The sequence below is a fragment of the Kitasatospora sp. NBC_01302 genome (assembly GCF_035976515.1).
Classification (GTDB): Bacteria; Actinomycetota; Actinomycetes; order Streptomycetales; family Streptomycetaceae; genus Kitasatospora.
In genome coordinates this window covers 8,371,506-8,387,446 of the sequence record NZ_CP108404.1, presented here as the reverse complement: position 1 = coordinate 8,387,446, position 15,941 = coordinate 8,371,506, and the positions used below count along the sequence as shown (strand labels likewise).

At 71.2% G+C, this 15,941-nt stretch carries 14 protein-coding genes; 4 read left to right on the top strand and 10 right to left on the bottom strand.

Annotated elements, in window-relative coordinates; translation table 11 throughout:
- Nucleotides 1-17: 17 nt before the first annotated feature.
- On the bottom strand, nt 18-2,018 hold the full coding sequence (locus OG294_RS36345; protein WP_327070827.1) for a translation factor GTPase family protein: 2,001 nt from the start codon (nt 2,016-2,018) through the stop codon (nt 18-20).
- Between the two features lie 184 nt (nt 2,019-2,202).
- Here OG294_RS36345 and OG294_RS36340 point away from each other — a divergent pair, with 184 nt between their 5' ends.
- Nucleotides 2,203-2,652: a hypothetical protein gene (locus tag OG294_RS36340; protein ID WP_327070826.1), complete on the top strand. Its 450-nt coding sequence runs from the start codon at nt 2,203-2,205 to the stop codon at nt 2,650-2,652.
- A gap of 19 nt (nt 2,653-2,671) precedes the next feature.
- Here OG294_RS36340 and OG294_RS36335 read toward each other — a convergent pair whose 3' ends face one another.
- Entirely contained in the window at nt 2,672-3,721 is a 1,050-nt protein-coding gene (locus tag OG294_RS36335; RefSeq protein WP_327070825.1) for an MmyB family transcriptional regulator, read from the bottom strand.
- Nucleotides 3,722-3,824: 103 nt separating this feature from the next.
- On the opposite strand from OG294_RS36335, the gene OG294_RS36330 reads away from it, so the two are divergent.
- Nucleotides 3,825-4,532, top strand: a complete 708-nt coding sequence (locus tag OG294_RS36330; protein ID WP_327070824.1) for an SDR family oxidoreductase — start codon at nt 3,825-3,827, stop codon at nt 4,530-4,532.
- A 12-nt stretch (nt 4,533-4,544) separates the two neighbouring features.
- Here the strand turns inward: OG294_RS36330 and OG294_RS36325 are convergent, their stop codons facing one another.
- Nucleotides 4,545-5,525 (bottom strand): MBL fold metallo-hydrolase, encoded by a 981-nt coding sequence (locus OG294_RS36325; RefSeq protein ID WP_327070823.1) that lies wholly within the window; start codon nt 5,523-5,525, stop codon nt 4,545-4,547.
- Between the two features lie 222 nt (nt 5,526-5,747).
- On the opposite strand from OG294_RS36325, the gene OG294_RS36320 reads away from it, so the two are divergent.
- Nucleotides 5,748-6,266 (top strand): SHOCT domain-containing protein, encoded by a 519-nt coding sequence (locus OG294_RS36320; protein ID WP_327070822.1) that lies wholly within the window; start codon nt 5,748-5,750, stop codon nt 6,264-6,266.
- 49 nt (nt 6,267-6,315) lie between these two features.
- On the opposite strand, the gene OG294_RS36315 is transcribed toward OG294_RS36320, so the two are convergent.
- Complete coding sequence (locus OG294_RS36315) at nt 6,316-6,720, bottom strand: DUF4345 domain-containing protein (protein ID WP_327070821.1); 405 nt, start codon at nt 6,718-6,720, stop codon at nt 6,316-6,318.
- 76 nt (nt 6,721-6,796) lie between these two features.
- On the opposite strand from OG294_RS36315, the gene OG294_RS36310 reads away from it, so the two are divergent.
- Nucleotides 6,797-7,411, top strand: a complete 615-nt coding sequence (locus tag OG294_RS36310) for a TetR/AcrR family transcriptional regulator (protein ID WP_327070820.1) — start codon at nt 6,797-6,799, stop codon at nt 7,409-7,411.
- A 121-nt stretch (nt 7,412-7,532) separates the two neighbouring features.
- On the opposite strand, the gene OG294_RS36305 is transcribed toward OG294_RS36310, so the two are convergent.
- The 6 genes from OG294_RS36305 to OG294_RS36280 form a co-directional block, all read right to left on the bottom strand.
- Nucleotides 7,533-7,718: a hypothetical protein gene (locus OG294_RS36305; RefSeq protein WP_327070819.1), complete on the bottom strand. Its 186-nt coding sequence runs from the start codon at nt 7,716-7,718 to the stop codon at nt 7,533-7,535.
- Nucleotides 7,719-8,001: 283 nt separating this feature from the next.
- Nucleotides 8,002-8,460, bottom strand: a complete 459-nt coding sequence (locus tag OG294_RS36300) for a hypothetical protein (RefSeq protein WP_327070818.1) — start codon at nt 8,458-8,460, stop codon at nt 8,002-8,004.
- A 111-nt stretch (nt 8,461-8,571) separates the two neighbouring features.
- Nucleotides 8,572-8,925 carry a hypothetical protein gene (locus tag OG294_RS36295; RefSeq protein WP_327070817.1) on the bottom strand — a complete coding sequence of 118 codons (354 nt, stop codon included), beginning with the start codon at nt 8,923-8,925 and terminating at the stop codon, nt 8,572-8,574.
- Complete coding sequence (locus tag OG294_RS36290; RefSeq protein ID WP_327070816.1) at nt 8,915-12,649, bottom strand: RICIN domain-containing protein; 3,735 nt, start codon at nt 12,647-12,649, stop codon at nt 8,915-8,917. The genes OG294_RS36295 and OG294_RS36290 overlap by 11 nt, the downstream gene beginning before the upstream one ends.
- A gap of 409 nt (nt 12,650-13,058) precedes the next feature.
- Nucleotides 13,059-13,670: a hypothetical protein gene (locus OG294_RS36285; RefSeq protein WP_327070815.1), complete on the bottom strand. Its 612-nt coding sequence runs from the start codon at nt 13,668-13,670 to the stop codon at nt 13,059-13,061.
- A 444-nt stretch (nt 13,671-14,114) separates the two neighbouring features.
- Nucleotides 14,115-15,878, bottom strand: coding sequence for a cation:proton antiporter (locus OG294_RS36280; protein ID WP_327070814.1), 1,764 nt, complete (start codon nt 15,876-15,878; stop codon nt 14,115-14,117).
- Nucleotides 15,879-15,941: the final 63 nt, after the last annotated feature.

Genomic DNA, 15,941 nt, shown 5'->3' with positions numbered 1-15,941 from the left:
TCCCGGCGGCGTTGCGGTCAGACCCGGCGCTGGACGTGCAGCAGGTACTCCTTGCGGTCCAGCGGGTTGTGGTCCGTGCGCGCCCGCTCCGGGGTCGCCCCGCGGACCGGGCGGTAGCGCTCGAAGGCGTACTCCAGGACGGCCTCGCCGCGGGTCAGCCCCGGCAGGCGCTGCTCCAGCCGGTGGACCGCGGCGGCGGGGATCTCGCCCTCCAGCAGGCAGCCGGCGCCGTGCGGCACCGGGGCGTGCGGAAGGGCGCCGAGCCGGGTCAGCAGCGGCAGCACCGGGCCGTACGCATCGTTCGGCAGCTCCAGCCGGAACCGGTGCACGGGCTCGTGGACCGTGGTGCCGGCCTGCCGCAGCGCCGCCATCAGCACCAGCGGCGTGAGGTGGCGGAAGTCCCCGGCAGTGCTGGACATGCTGGCGTCGAAGGTGCCGTGGGCGTGGCTCTGGCGGGCCCAGTAGCCGCTGTGCGTCATGGTCACCGTGCAGTCCAGCACCTGCCAGCCGCGCAGCCCCTGGGTCAGGGTCCGGCTGACGCTCTCCTCCACCGTCTTGATGAACGCCAGTGGCAGCGAGCCGAGTTCGACCGCCAGTTCGAACCGCACCCCGGAGCCGGGCGGGCCCGGCTCGACGCGCAGCCCGACGGTGGCCAGGAACGGGTTCGGCGGCTTGGCGATGACCTCCACGGCCGAGCCGGCGCCGCACAGGCGCTCGACGCAGATGGTGGTGGTCTCGCGGAAGTCGACCGCGACCCCGTACTCGTCGGCGAGGGTGGCCTGGATGACCTCCTTCTGGACCTCCCCGTACAGCGAGACCGACACCTCGCCGCGCAGGTCGTCCTGGCGCAGGTTGATCAGCGGGTCCTGTTCGGCGAGTTGGGCCAGCGCGAGGTGGACCGCGGCCCGGCCGGCGCCGTCCCGGGGGACGACGACGGTCTCCAGGGTCGGCGGCGCGAAGTGGCGCTGCTCCCCCGCCGGGCCGGGGTGCGCGCCGAGCGGATCGCCGACCCGCACCTCGCCCAGGCCCCGGAGCCGCCCGATCCGGCCCGCGGCGAGAGCGTCGGCCCGCACGCAGGAGCCGTCCTCGAACAGCTCGACGGCGGTGACCTTGCCGGCCCGCCGGTCGTCGCCCGCGCCGAAGCCCACCTGGTCGCGGGTGCGGACCGTCCCGGCGAACATCCGCACGTAGGCGATCTTCTCCCCCGCCGGTCCGCGCTCCACCTTGAAGACCGTGCCGCTGGGCTCGCCCTCGGCGTCACCGCCCGCGGCGGGCAGCAGCGTGGCGATGCCGGTCAGCAGGGCGTCGATGCCCGCGCCGGTGATCGCCGAGCCGAACAGCACCGGGTGGAGCAGCCCGCGCGAGGTCAGCGCCGCGAGCCGACGGCGCAGTTGCCCGCCGGCCGAGGCCTTCGCCTCGTCCGCGAGGTAGGCGGCCAGGAACTCGTCGTCCTGCTCGGCGAGCCGGTCGACGAGCGCGGCGGTGAAGGCGGGGTCGGAGTCGGCGTAAGGGGCGTAGGCCGCCGCGCGCGTCCCGCTCCCGGTGACCGATCCGAGGGGCACCAGGGCCGGGGTCAGTCGCTCGGCGATCTCGCGCAGCACCCGGTCGCGGTCGGCGCCGCGACGGTCGATCTTGTTCACGAAGAGCAGGGTCGGGATGCGCAGCCGCTCCAGCGTGCGCATCAGCACGCGGGTCTGCGCCTGGACGCCTTCGACGGCCGACACGACCAGCACGGCGCCGTCGAGCACGCCGAGCACCCGTTCCACCTCGGCGATGAAGTCCGGGTGGCCGGGGGTGTCGATGAGGTTGACCGTCGCTCCCCGGACGGCGAACGACACGACCGCCGCCTTGATGGTGATCCCGCGCTGCCGTTCCAGCGCCAGCGAGTCGGTCCGGGTACTGCCGTCGTCGACGCTGCCCAACTCGTCGACGACTCCGGCGGCGTGCAGCAGCCGCTCGGTCAGACTGGTCTTACCGGCGTCGATGTGCGCCAGGATGCCCAGGTTCAGCATGTGCACGGTGCGTCAGGTCCTTCGATTCGGCGATGGTTTCGGCGGCGAGGGACGCAGACAGTGGACGCATGGGTGTGCTCCTTGGTCGATGGGGGCGCTGGGGCGTTGCGGCGCCGCCGGGCAGTGGATCAGCCGGCCGCCCGCGGTGGCAACCGATTTACGGCTCGCCGACCGGTGCGAAGATGGCCCGGTGGACCTGAATGAGCTGCTGGTCGGCCACTGGAGCAGTGTGCCGTTCTCCTATGGCGTGATGGAGGCCTCCGAGCTGGGGCTGCTCCGCGACGGGCGGGGGTGGAGCGCCTGGTTCAACGCGGACTCGCTCTGCGTGACCCGGCTGCGCTGGCACTGCCCGGAGCCCGGGGTGCTGGAACTGCGCGAACAGTGGACCGTCGCCGGGGAACTGGGCGGGACGGCGGGCCCCTTGGCCTTCGCCGGCACCGAACCGCCGGTGTGGGCAGGCGAGGTGACGCGGCACCGGTACACGATCGGCTCCGCCGTGCCGATGCCGGACGCCGATCCGCTGCCGGCGATCACCTTCGAGGAGGCGGTCGAGTTCTGTCACACCTTCGCCCGGGGCCCACGGGAGATCACCCCCGAGGAGGACCCGAGCCACCGGGTCCCGCCGCCGGCCGGCCGCTGAGGGTCCGGGTGCTCGGGCTTCACACGTCGACGTTCCGGGTGCCGAGGCTCTGGGTGCGCCGGTTCTCGGTGCTGAGGTTCTGGGTGCTCAGGTTTTCGGTGCTGAGGTTCTGGGTGCTCAGGTTCTCGGTGCCCAGGTTCTGGGTGCCCAGGTTCTGGGTGCCCAGGTTCTCGGTGCCCAGGTTCTCGGTGCCCAGGTTCTCGGTGCCCAGGTCCTGGGTGCCCAGGTTCTCGGTGCCCAGGTTCTGGGTGCCCAGGGTCACGACCAGCGCCAGCCGGTCGGCGTCCGGTGTGCCGGGCTCGGCGGTGTAGACCATGATGCGCAGGTCGCTGCCGGCCACGGTGAGCGTGTCGCAGTCCAGCGTGAGCGGGCCGACCTGCGGGTGGTCGATGGTCTTGCGCGCGGCCTCGTGCCGGTCGACCGCGCCGGAGTCCCACAGTTCGGCGAACCGCTCGCTCTTCGCGCGCAGCTCGGCGACGAGCCCGCGCAGCCGCTGGTCGGCCGGGTAGCGGGCGGCGGCCTCGCGCAGGTCGGCGACGAGCGCACTCTGGAAGCGCAGCCGCTCCTGCTCGGTGTGCCGCACCCGGCCGCCCGGTCCGAGCAGGTTGCGCCACACGCCGTTGCGCTCGTTGCCGCGCCGGCCCGACGGGTCGCCCATCAGGGCCGCGTAGGGCGGGTTGGCCAGCAGCAGCGTCCAGCTCGCGTCGAAGACGGCGACGGGGGTGCCGGTCAGCCGGTCCAGCAGCCGCTGGACGCTCGCGGTGATGTGGGTGGGCACCGTCAGCGGGCCCGGCGGTGCCAGCCCGGCCAACAGGTACAGGTGGGCGCGCTCGGCGGCCGACAGTCGCAGCGCCCTGGCCAGGGCCTCGACGACCTGCGCCGACGGATTGGCGGCGCGCCCCTGTTCGAGCCGGGTGACGTAGTCGACGGAGATCCCGGCCAGCAGGGCCAGTTCCTCGCGGCGCAGGCCGGCCGCGCGCCGGTGCCCGCCGCCGGGCAGCCCGGCGTCCACCGGCGCGACCCGGTCGCGCCAGCGGCGCAGTGCCGGTCCGAACTCCCCTGTGGTCATGCGGACCAGTGTGCCTCGGCGGCCGGGGAACTGCCTGGTACCACCAGTCCCAGGAAGAGCGGGCAGCTGGCTGGACCCGGTGGCCGGGGGGCAGGCTCGGGGCATGACGACAACACTGATCACCGGCGCCAACAAGGGTCTCGGCTTCGAGACCGCCCGACGGCTCGTCGCCGCCGGCCACACCGTCCACCTCGGCAGCCGGGACGAGGAACGCGGGCGCCGGGCCGCCGAGGCGCTGGGGGCCCGACTGGTCCTGCTCGACGTCACCGACGACGCCTCCGTCGCCGCGGCGGTGCGGACCGTCGAGGCCGCGGGCGGTCTGGACGTCCTGGTCAACAACGCCGGCGTGGAGCAGCACGGGCCGGACAACTCGACCATCGGCGCCGCCGAGCTGACCGCCGACACGATGCGCTCGGTGTTCGAGACGAACGTCTTCGGGGTGGTCCGGGTGACGCACGCGTTCCTGCCGCTGCTGCGGCGCTCCGCGGCCCCGGTCGTGGTCAACGTCAGCAGCGGCCTGGCCTCGCTGACCCGGGTCAGCGACCCGCAGGACGTGGCGCACGGGTTCCCGGGCGTCGCCTATCCCGCGTCCAAGACCGCGCTCAACATGGTCACCGTGCAGTACGCGAAGGCGTTCCCGGACATCCGGATCAACGCGGTGGAGCCGGGCTACACCGCGACGGACCTGAACGGGCGCGCGGGCCACCAGACCGTCGAGGAGGGCGCCGAGATCATCGTCAGGATGGCGCTGCTGGGGCCGGACGGACCGACCGGCGGATTCTTCGCCGCCGGTGGTCCGCTGCCCTGGTAGGCACCGCGTCGGTCAGGCGGACTCCTCCAGCTCCCAGGCCAGCTGAGCCATCTGGCCGGCGACGGCGAGCGGGTTCGGGGTCTCGGTGCTGCCGTCCAGGTACCGGTACTCGCTGCTGAGGGTGACCAGCAGGCGTTCCACCAGGCCGAGTTCCGGGTAGCGGCGCTCGGTCGCCAGCTGCCGGGCCGCCTCGTAGGGGGTGAGCCCGGCGCTGTGCAGGGCCCCGGCCCGCTCGGCGAGGTACTCCAGGTAGGAGATGTGGGCACGCACCCCGGCCCGGTCCAGCAGCGGGCCGTGACCGGGGACGATGGTCTGCGCCCCGGTGTCCAGGATGTCCTGGCAGGCCCGGATGATGCCGGACAGCGGGCCGGCCCAGTGCACGACGTGGTCGCCCGGCTGCTCGTCGGTGCTCGCGAAGATGACGTCGCCGGCGAAGACGACCTGCTGCTCGGGCAGGTGGACGATCAGGTCGCCGCCGGTGTGCGCGGGGCCGACCGTGCGCAGCCGGACGGGGATCCGGCCGACCTGCAGGTCGAGTTCGCCGGTGAAGGTCCGGGTGGGCAGCACCGGCACGCAGTCCGACCAGTCGAACCCGCCGAAGTGCCGCAGCAGGTAGCGGGTGACCGGGTCGGTGGCGCCGCTGTGCACCAGCGCACGCATGGTGGCCGGGTCGGGGTCGAACTCGATGTGGTGGACCGTCTCCTCGGTGGCGATGATCTCCGCCTCCGGCAGCACCGAGGCGCCCCACAGGTGGTCGCCGTTGCCGTGGGTGACGAAGACGGACTCGACGGTGCCGCCGGGCGCGAGCAGCGGGGCGCTCGCGACGCGGAACTCCTCCGCCAGACGCCGGTCATAGGGGGCGTCGACCCAGGCGGCCGGGCCGCTGGGGCAGGCGATGAGCCCGCCGTTGGAGAGCCCCCAGCCGGCACTCGGCGTGGTCAGGCGGGCATAGACACCGTCAGCAATCGGAAGAACATCCTGGTTGATCATCATAGTTGAACAGTCTGTCGTCGCTCGGTGTCACTGGGAACAGAAACCAGTGGTGGATTTCGCGGATCCGGCCCGCCGCGGGTCGGCCTTTGCGTGGTCTTTGCCCGCCCAGAGGGTTGGGCACCGTGATTCCGGCACGGCTGCGCCACCGGTCGCAGGCCTGCCACCTGGCTGATATGCCTGAATGGTCCGCTCGGGGCAGGCCCAGCCACACCAGGAGCCGACATGACCGATTACCCCCTGCTCAACCTCTTCTGGACCATGCTGGAGTTCTTCCTCTGGATCCTCTGGCTGTTCCTCCTCTTCAAGGTCATCTCCGACATCTTCCGCAGCCATGACATGGGCGGCCTGGCCAAGGCCGGCTGGATCGTCCTGGTCATCCTGCTGCCCTTCCTCGGCATCCTGCTCTACGTGATCGTGCGCGGAAAGTCGATGGCCGAACGCGATCGCGAGCAGGCCCGGCAGACGGACGCGGCCGTCAAGCAGTACATCCGTGACGCGGCCGGGGCGCCGGGAGACGGTGGATCCGGATCCCACGTCGATCAGCTGGCCAGACTCGCCGACCTCAAGGCCAGCGGCGCCCTGACCGAGCACGAGTACCAGGCGGCCAAGGACCGGCTCCTGGGCACGGGCACCGGCGTGGCACCCGCGGGCAGCACGGGCAGCACGGGCAGCACCGGCACGGGCACCAGCACGGGGACGGGCACGGGCACGGGCACGGGGACGGGCAGCGGAGTCGGCTGACCGGGACCGATACCTGACGCTTCACCGGCCGCCGGTGCGCCGAGCCCCCTCAGCGCACCGGCGCCGCGTGCGCCGACGCCACCCGCTCCTCCGCGTCGGCCAGCAGGAAGCAGACGGGCGGCAGGACGAGTTCGATCACGGTCAGGGCGATCTGGAACCACTGCGGCCAGCCGTACCGGGCCAGCGAGAGCAGCCGGCCCGCCGCGCCGAGCAGGAGGACGCCGGCCAGCACCCGCACCGCCGCCGCCGGGATCGGGCGCTGCCGGGCGGCCCAGAGCCACGCCAGCCCGTACCCGGCGAAGCCCGCCCCCATGAAGCGGCCCCAGCTGTCGACCGTCACCCCGGCGCCGCCCGCGCCGGGGATCGCGGCGTTGCCGAGCAGCACGTGGAACAGCCCGATCGCCACGCACGCCCAGCCCATCAGTTGCACGAGCACCCGGAGGGTCCTGGCCATGATTTCCACCCCGCCTTAGTAGACATGTGTCCACTAAGGTAGACCCTGGTAGACATGTGTCAAGTAGGATTCCGCCATGCCTCCCCGCCAGCGCCTCACCCCCGCCGACCGCCGGGACCAGCTCCTGGCCGTCGGCGCCCGGCTGTTCGCCGCCCACCCCTACGACGACGTGCAGATGGAGCAGGTGGCCGAAGCGGCGGGTGTCTCCCGGGCGCTGCTCTACCGCCACTTCCCGAACAAGCACGCGCTCTTCGCGGCGGTGTACCGGCAGGCCTCGGACCAGCTGCTCGCCGAGACCCGGATCGATCCCGCCGAGTCCCTGGTGGACCAGCTCGTCCAGGGCATGGACGTGCACCTGGACTACTTCGTCGCGAACCGCAACGCCGTCCTCGCCGCCAACCGGGTGCTCGCCGGCGACCCGGTGATCGGGACCATCATGACCAACGAACTGGACGCCCTGCGCGCCCGGCTGCTCACCGTGCTGCCGCTCGCCGACGCGTCCGCCCGCGAAGCGGTCTCCGGCGTGCTGAAGAGCTGGCTGGTCTTCGTCCAGATCCTCTGCGTCGACTGGCTCACCGAGGAGACCTGCAGCCGCACCCAGCTGCGCGACATCTGCGTCGGCGCCGCCCTCGGAGCACTGCAGCCACTCCTGCCGGCCGACTCGGCCGCGGCAGCGGACCGGCCGCAGTGAGCGGGGGCGGAGGCGGGAACGCCGGTGGCCCAGCCCCCGGGTGGGGGGCTGGGCCACGTCGTGTCAGGGCGGGGTCACCGGGCCGCGCGGGGGCGGACGCCGGACTGCCCTGTCGTCCTGATCAGAGCTTGATCTCGTCGCGCAGGTACTCGGCGGAGAGCCCGCCTTCGTACCAGCCGCCGATGTCCTGCATCTGTCGAGTCGAGAGATCGAACGCGAGGCGGTACTGGTTCCGTGCGACCATGGACCGCTGCCTGAACTCCTCGTGGTTCTCCCGCATGTGCTCGGCGGCGGTCCAGCAGTTCACCCTCGACAGCCGGGCCAGCAGCGTGCTGACGAACGCCGCGGCTCCACCCGCCGAAACCGATGCGCGAACAGCCCGATGAACTGGGGGAATCGCTCACCACAGGCGTCAAGGTCCAAGCTCGGGGCAGCAACCGCCGTAGGCATCAGTGCCTTCACAACCACGATGATCAGCGGTGACTGTTTCGTCCCTCCAGCCACCCCAGTCACACCGGCCTCGAAGCCCATGTGGCCGCCCAATACGGCAGCCGTAGATCGCTGCTGTGAGCGGGCCGCGTTGGCTCCGGTCACACGAGACGCATCTTGGCCAGCAATTCGAGCACCGCGGACTCACAGTTGTCAGTTGCCCAGCCGTACAGCTCTTGTACGGCTCGCGAGTAGCTGCCCTCCATCTCCGGGAGATCGGCAAGGACTTCGACTTCAGCTACGCCGCCATCCGTAGAGTCCTCCGGGGGATGGCGATCGCAAATTCCCGTCACCTTGATTGTTTGCTCATTGCCCGCTTGGCCGTCCGGGGCGAGCTTCGCAAAATACGGGCCGTCGAAGAAGTACATGTCCGCTGTCAACCCGGAGCGAACCTCCAAGATGGCAGAGCGAAGGGATCCTAGCACCGACAGCGGCGAATCGCTCCAATTGCACGAGGGAAACGCCTTGCCGTCCAGCCGAAGCCACACATCGCCCGTCAGGAATCGTGGATCCCTCGAACTCACCAACAGCGATTCACGGTCGACCTGGATGTCGAACACTAATCCTCCTGTCTGGAATTTCCTTTCATGGCGGTGGGGTGGCGCTCAGGACGGGAAACCGTTCTGGGCACCACCCCGATCCGTGATGCCCCGGTCGGCTTGGCGTGGTCGTCAGTCGCCGGACAATTCGTCTTCCTCAACTGGCTGGAGGTAGCCTGCTGGCCCTCCAATGGCCAGGATGTCTTCAAGAACAGCGCAGATGTTGCTCACACCAGGGTCGCGGATGACCAGGAGATCAGGGCAGGTGAGGTACTTCCCACCCAGCGACTCCCCAGTCTCCCTCCAGTGCTCCAGGATGCGTGCGATCTCGGCTGCCGAGAGCACGGTGGCACTCCACCTGGAGCCGTCCTCCAGGGTGAGCAGGAGGTCCAGGTTGCATGCGTCTTCGGGTTCATGACCGCAAGCGATCATGAAGAGTGCGGTCGCTCGGCTGAGCTGTACGGTGAATACGGTGTCACTTGGCATAGAGCTGCAACAACCTCGCAATGACCTTGTCTTCGTTGGCTTTACTGGATTTTGCAACGATCTGGATTCCGCCGTCAACGTTTCGGAAGAAGAGGCGGGCGCCGTTGCTGGAGCGGAGGTACGACACGTCTGTCCCTGTCAGGTAGCTACTACCGATGCCCTGGTTCAGGTTCCCGTCAGCCAGTCGGGCAATCATGTTGTCAAGGTCTCGTTGGACGACCTGGTTCTTGCCGGCAGCCTCCGCCGCCTTCACCAGCAGGGAATCATCATGGATGACCGAGGTGATTCGGCAGACACCTGAGGCGTTATGAACCAACACTGGAGTCGAGCCAGCCAGCACATAGAAGGTGTGCAGGTCGTCGACTGTCAGGTCGTAGACGCTCTGCGACTCCAGATCGCCACGATCGGTGAGGCCTGCCACCTGATGAGTCGAGCCGTCCGCGGCCCGGGGCGAATCACCTGAGTGCAGGTCGACAGCGAACGTCCAGCCGCGCTCGGGAACGTAGAAGCTGTGCCAGGCTGTGGTGCTGACGTTGCCTCCGCCCTTGAGAGCGATGTCAATGAGTCGGCGGGTCGGGTGCGAAAAGGCGGCTGTCACGGGCTCGGCACGGACACCCCCGTTCGTGCTGGTGGCAAGGACGTAGTCGCCGGCTTTCACACCGCTGATCGCCTTGTGAGAGCCATCGGCCATCAGTACCTGGGTATCGGACGGGAAGCTGTTCGTGGCGCAGCTCGCCAACGTTTCCTCGGCGGTCTTCGCCTCGTTCTCCAGTTCGGCGACAGCGCGGGCGTCTAGCTGGGCGGTGTCGAGGGCCTTGAGCGCGTCGGCAATGCCTACCCCACTGCGCATGGCGTCGTCGAGGGCCCCAACAACCTTGACGGCGTCGGCGACCTTGGCCGGGGGGACGAACCAGCTGGCGGCCCAGGCGCAGCCGCTGATGCTGCCGTGGGAGCAGTCGACGAAGTCCTGGGCGACGCCGTCCCAGAGGCTCTTGAGGATGGCCTTGTCGATCTGTTTGGCGATGTCCCAGGTGCTGAAGTGGCGTACGACCTGCCTGGGGGTGTCGGTGATCTTGTTGCCGAGCCAGGTGGTGTCCTCGGGCGGGCAACCGGTGGCGTCGATGTTGCCGGGGGTGGCGGTGTTGCACAGGTAGAAGTCGGTGGTGACGGTGTAGTGCAGGGTGAAGGTGATGTCGCAGCCGGCGTTGCCCATACCGAGCAGGCACTCGCCGGGCTTGGGGTCACCGTTCGGGGTCTCCTTGACGGTGGTGAACACCTGGGGCGTCAGTGTGGGACCGCCTGTAGTGACTGCGGTCTGTTGGGCTGCCTGGGCCTTGGCGCGTTCGTTGGCTTCGGCCTTGGCCTGGTCGGCGGCGGCCAGCTCCGCGGCGTGGACTGCGGAGTCCTGGGCGGCCTTGACCTGCTTCTGAGCGTCCTGGGCGGCGGCTGCCGCGGCGGTGGCGTCGGTGGCGGCCTGCTTGGCGACCTCGCGGGCGGTGGCGGCCGCGGCCTGGGCGCTGCCGGCGGCGGCCCAGGCCTTGCCGGCGTCGTCGCTGGCGGCGACGGCCGAGTTGTGGGCGTCGGTGGCATCGCCCGTGGCGCCCTGGGAGGCGGCCTGGGCTGCGGCTGCGTCGGCGGCTGCCGCGGTGTCGTACTGGACGGCGCGGGCCTGGGAGGCCTGGGCGTCGGCCGCGGCCTGGGAGGCCTGGGCGCTGGAGGCCAGTGCGTCCTTCGCGGAGGCCTGGGCCTTGGCGGCCCAGTCCGCGGCGCGGGCTGATGCCTGGTCTGCGGCCTGGGCGTCGCCGGTGGCGGCGTTGGCCAGCGAGGCAGCCTGGGCGGCGGCCTGCTGGGCCTGGTCGGCCTTGGCCTGGGCCAGGGCCTGCTGCTGGGCGGCGATCGACTTGGCGCCCTGCCCGGCCAGCACCGCGAGGTTCGCGGAGAAGTCGGTGTCCTGGTAGGGGGCGCCGAACTGGACGGCGTCGTTGGCGGGTTGGGCGACCTGCCTGGCCGAGGAGGCCGCCGCGCTGGCCGCCTGCGCGGTGGCATACGCGTAGCCGGCGGCTGAGGCGGCGGTGTCCTTCGCCTGTCCGGCCTGGGCCCAGGCCTGGATGGCGTTCTGCTGTGCGGTGTCGGCCTGGGCCTTGGCTGCGTTGGCGTCGTTCTGCGCGGCGGTGGCGTCCGAGGAGGCCCGGTCGGAGGCGGACATCGCGTCGGCTGCCGCCGACTGGTCGGCGCGCAGCGCCGCGTCGGCCGCGGACTTGGCGGAGGCGGCGTCGCTGGCGGCGCTCTTGGCCTGGTCGGCTGCTGCCTTGGCGCGGGTGGCTTCCGCGTTGGCCGTCTGGGCGTCCTTGGAGGCGGTGGTGGCCGCATCGCTCGCCTGGTTGGCGGCGGTCTGGGAGGCGGTGGCGTCCTGGTCGGCCGCTGTGGCTGCGTCCTTGGCGGCCTGGGCGTCCGGGCCGGTGGACTGGGCGGCGGCGTAGGCGTCGGCCGCCTGCGCCTTGGCGGCGATCGCGTTGTGCTGCTGCTCCGCGTCCCACGCCTTGCTTCGCGCGTCCTGCGCGGCTTTGTCGGCCTGCTGTGCCGCGAGAACCTTCTGGTCCGCGGTGGCGCCGGCGGCTGTGGCTGCGGCTGCCGCGGTGGTGGCAGTGTTCGCGGCCTGCTGGGCGGCGGTGCGGTCGGTGACGGTCCTGGCCTGCGCGGTGGCTGCCTTGTTCTTGGCGTCGGCCGCCGTGCCCTGCGCCGTCTCGGCCGCCTGACGCTTGGCGTGCGCCGTGTCGGCCGCCTGCTTCGCGTTCTGCTCCGCGCCCTGCGCGGTCGTCAGCGCGGCCTGCGCGTCCTTGGCGGCCTGCGCCGCCTTCTGCGCCTGCGCGGCCGCACCGTCGGCTTCGGCCTGCGCCTGGTCGGCCGCTGCCTGGGCCGCAGCACTGCGGAAGCTCGCCTGCGCGGCGTGCGTCTGAGTCTGGGCCAGCTGCTGCAGGGTCTGCGCGTCCGAGCCCGAGGCCAGGGTGGCGTTGTAGGTGGTCTCCGCGGCCTTCGACACCGCCGTCAGCGCGGCCGCCGTGGCCAGGGTGACCTGCGCCTGCTGCTGACCGGCCAGCAGACCGCGCCCGCGCGGCGCACCGGCCGCATCCGCGATCGCGTACGCCTGCTGCTGCGCCTGCACGGTCGCGTCAGCCGCCTGCTGCGCGATGGCCGCCTGCTGCTGGGTGATCTGCCACTGCGCCTTGGCCACCTGCTGGGTGGTGGGCAGTTCGTTGCGCACCCGGTCGAACTCGGCCTGCTTGGGGAAGTTGATGTTCTGGTCGCCGCTGCCGGTGCCGGTGTTGTCCTGCTGGACGTCGAACTGCTGCGGGCCGGTGCCGTTGCAGTCCCACACCTGCGCGGCCTGGCCCCAGTCGGAGGTGTGCAGATCCAGGCACAGCTTCGAGCCCACGTTGTACAGGCGCGTCAGGCCGTTGGTGGTGCTCCACTGCCACTGCTGGGAGGTGGTGCCGTTGCAGTCGTAGATCTGCACCCGGGTGCCGTCGTGCTGCGGGCCGTTGTTGCCGTCCACGTCCAGGCACTTGTTGGTCGCCGCGTTCTGCAGCCATCCCTGGTCGGTGGGCCGCCACTGCTGTGCGAAGGAGCTGTTGCATCCCCAGGACTGGACGGTCGTCCCGTTGGCCGGGTTGCTCTGCGCCACGTCCAGGCAGTTGCCCGAGGCGGTGTGCAGATGGAAGGTCATCGGCCCCCGGCCGGCCGTCCCCGGCCCCCCCGGGGGAGAAGTACGCCTGCCACCGGCTCAGCCGATCGGCGACCCAGGACTGACCGAGCGCCGAACCCAAGGCCTCCGCACCGGTGCGGAGCGCGGAGGTGGCTTTCATGTTCTGGGCGAGGATCACATCGCGCTGCGACTGCTGGGAGGCGATCTCCGTCTGCCACTCGGTGGCCGCGCTCTGCACCTCCTGGCCGAGCACCTTGTTCGGGTCAACCCGGTCCGGGTTACCGCTGTCGCACGAGGCGAACGCGGCCTTGAAGTCCTCCACCGCCACCCGGAACTCGGCCGTCCCCGGCTGCGGGGCACTGCGGGGGAATCCACCGCCAGCAAGGAAGATGCGCAGTTCGTCAGCCGACATGTAGAAGGTCGGGTGCATCTACAGCCAGGCCCCCCACTCGGCGCTGTCGCGCGAGTAGTTCGGGTCATCGGTGCCCGGGTAGCCGGGGTAGAGCTTGTTCCCCAGGTCCTCGGCGGCCTTCAACGCGGCAGTGTCAACCGACGGTGAGACAGGTTGCTGCCCAGGGTCGTTGGCCTGCATCTTCTGGGTGGCCGAGGCACTGGCCCAGAGCTGGTTGAACAAGTCCGGTGGCCACTGGAAGGCAGCATCAGTGATCCCGCCCGGGACCGTCAGCCCCGCCACCTGCTTGGACCAGGAGTCCTTACTCGCTTGCTCTGCTTGGTTGATCGGATCCCATATGGCGTTGTCCTGGCGGTACGCATCGGCGAGCGCCGGGTTGCGGGAACCCTCGTTCGCGGCCACCACCGCGTGCAGCTGCGCCGGCGTCCCGTCCAGCGCCCCCGCGATCACAGACTTCACAGCCGGACCCGCGGTACGAAGCATGGAACCCGCCAGACACTGGTCCGTTCGGTACTGTTCCGCAGCCGCCGGGTCGTAGCCCGCGGCTGCGCCCGGCACGGGAGGTGAGGTGTCGGCCAGGGCCTGCACCGTGGAGGCGCTCAGCGCCATCGTGGTGACCACCGCGGTCACCGCCGCTAGGCGGGACACGAACCCCCGGGCACGTCGCCCGCGAGGTGGAGCTTTTGTCTTCATACGCAAGATCCCTGTTCAGGGCACGCGCACGCCAAGGAACGGCACACACGCCCCCCCGAGCCGCCGCATACCGTTCATCAGCCCAGGCCACCGCGATCCTGCAGCAGCGGGCACCCTCCCCCAGGGAGCACATGAGTGCATCCCAGGCACGCCGGAACATGAAAGCTCCGTACGCGATTTCTTAGTATTTCCTTAAGAAAGCCTGGGGTCAACAGGATTCTGAAGACCAATCAGGTGGGACAATTAAGGAACTACTTCCCATAACACCTGATGCGGCGTTACCCGATGAACAGGAGAAGGACACAACCAAGCGTCGTCATGTCGGCCTTGACGGGAAGCCAGCCGCTCACCGCACCCGAGGCGGCGTCTCTCTCGGCGTCGCTACTCTCTGCCCGCGGCCGGGCCGAGCAGGATCTGCACCGCGGCGGTGCCCGGCTTCCCGGCGGGGCCGGGGCCGCCCGGGAGCAGGCGGCCGTCCGGGGCCACGGTGAAGAGCAGGTCGTGGCCGGGCGGGAGGCCGGTGGTGGCGGGACGGGTGGTGAGCCGGGCGCCGTGGGCGAAGCGGTCGGCCAGGTCGGCGCCGGTCAGCCCGGCGCCGAACAGCACGGCACCGCTGGGACCGGCCTCGGCGCCGTGCTGCATCGGCTCGGCCGGGGCCAGCCGGTAGACCTCCCGGTCCTCGTCCTGTGCCAGCAGCACGGCCACCAGGGCGTTGAACTCGTCGTCTCCGGTGAGCAGGTAGACGGCGGTGATGCTCTCGGTCTCGGCGCCCTCCCCGCTGGCGCAGTCCAGCAGGTCGCCCTCGGCCAGGTCCAGACCGGCCGCGGCGATCCGCTCGCGCTGCGTGGTGCGCCCGGCCCACAGGAGTGCCTCCAGCCCGGCCGCGCGCAGCAGTCGGCCGAGCTCCAGCACCCACGGGTCGCCGCCCACCAGCAGCGGCCGGGTGCGGGCCGGGCGCACCACGCCCAGCAGTCGGGCCACCGGGGTGGCGGTGAACCCGTAGAGGGTGACGGTCGCGACGATCACCAGGAAGGTGGCGGGCAGGATCTTCGCGGCCCCGCCGATCCCGGCCGACGCCAGCCCGGCGGAGAAGGTGGCCGCGGTGGCTGCCGCGACGATGCCGCGCGGCGCCATCCAGCCCAGGAAGGCCCGTTCGCCCTCGGACAGCTCGGTGCCGATCGTGCAGAGGGAGGCGAGCAGCGGGCGGGCGACCACCACCAGCACGGCCACCAGGCCCAGCGCGGGCAGCACGACCGGCCGCAGCGAGTCCCAGGTCACGGTGGCGGAGATCGAGATGAACAGCACGCCGACCACCAGCGAGACCAGTGCCTCGAAGAACGGCCGGCGGATCGCGAAGTGGAAGTCGGGCAGGGTCGCCACCGCCACCCCCGTCGCGATCGCCGCGATCAGTCCGGTGTCGTCGCGGATCGCGTCGCAGCCGGCGGCGACCCCGATCACGACCGCCAGTTGGACGGTCGTGCCCAGGATCTCGCCCAGCCGCAGGCGCACCAGCAGCCACCAGAGCAGCGCGATGCCGACTGCACCGCCGAGCAGCCCGATGCCGATGCTGGCCAGGAACTGCCCGCTGCCGCCGCCCAGGCCGTGCCGGCGGTCGTTGAGCAGCGCGTGGAAGACCAGCGCGCCGGCGATGCCGCCGACCGCGTCGATCAGCGAGCCCTCCCAGAGCAGGATCCGCTGCAGCCGCACCTCCGGGCGGACGAAGGTCAGCAGCGGTCCGACCACGGTGGGGCCGGAGACCACCAGGATCACCCCGAGCATGGCGGCGGCCTGGGCGGAGAGCCCCAGCAGCGGGGCCGCGGTGACCCCCGCGATCACGGTGGTCAGCACCAGGCCGCCCCAGACCAGGCGGTTGACCACCCGCCGGGTGTCGCCGCGCAGGTGCCGCAGGTCCAGCCCGAGGCCCGCGTCGTAGAGGATCACCGCGACGGCCAGCGAGACGAGCGGGGCGAAGGCGGGGCCGAGGATGCGGTCCGGGTGGACGTCGTCGGTGATCGCGCCCGCGGCGAAGCCCAGAGGCAGCAGCACGATGATCGCCGGGATCCGCAGCCGGGCCGCCAGCACCTGCCCGCCCACGGCGAGCACCACGATCAGGCCGGCCCCGATGAAGATCTGCTGCGACGTCATCCGCGCCCTTCCCTCGCCCGTCCGGGTCTGCCCGCAATCAGAGGCCGCCCAGGTCAGGGGCGG

Excerpts from the sequence above, each read along its gene's own strand:
- OG294_RS36335 (WP_327070825.1), bottom strand. The coding sequence starts at position 3,721 with ATGACCACAGGGGAGTTCGGACCGGCACTGCGCCGCTGGCGCGACCGG.
- OG294_RS36330 (WP_327070824.1), top strand. The coding sequence starts at position 3,825 with ATGACGACAACACTGATCACCGGCGCCAACAAGGGTCTCGGCTTCGAG.
- OG294_RS36325 (WP_327070823.1), bottom strand. The coding sequence starts at position 5,525 with ATGATGATCAACCAGGATGTTCTTCCGATTGCTGACGGTGTCTATGCC.
- OG294_RS36320 (WP_327070822.1), top strand. The coding sequence starts at position 5,748 with ATGACCGATTACCCCCTGCTCAACCTCTTCTGGACCATGCTGGAGTTC.
- OG294_RS36315 (WP_327070821.1), bottom strand. The coding sequence starts at position 6,720 with ATGGCCAGGACCCTCCGGGTGCTCGTGCAACTGATGGGCTGGGCGTGC.
- OG294_RS36310 (WP_327070820.1), top strand. The coding sequence starts at position 6,797 with ATGCCTCCCCGCCAGCGCCTCACCCCCGCCGACCGCCGGGACCAGCTC.
- OG294_RS36295 (WP_327070817.1), bottom strand. The coding sequence starts at position 8,925 with ATGCCAAGTGACACCGTATTCACCGTACAGCTCAGCCGAGCGACCGCA.
- OG294_RS36290 (WP_327070816.1), bottom strand. The coding sequence starts at position 12,649 with ATGACCTTCCATCTGCACACCGCCTCGGGCAACTGCCTGGACGTGGCG.
- OG294_RS36280 (WP_327070814.1), bottom strand. The coding sequence starts at position 15,878 with ATGACGTCGCAGCAGATCTTCATCGGGGCCGGCCTGATCGTGGTGCTC.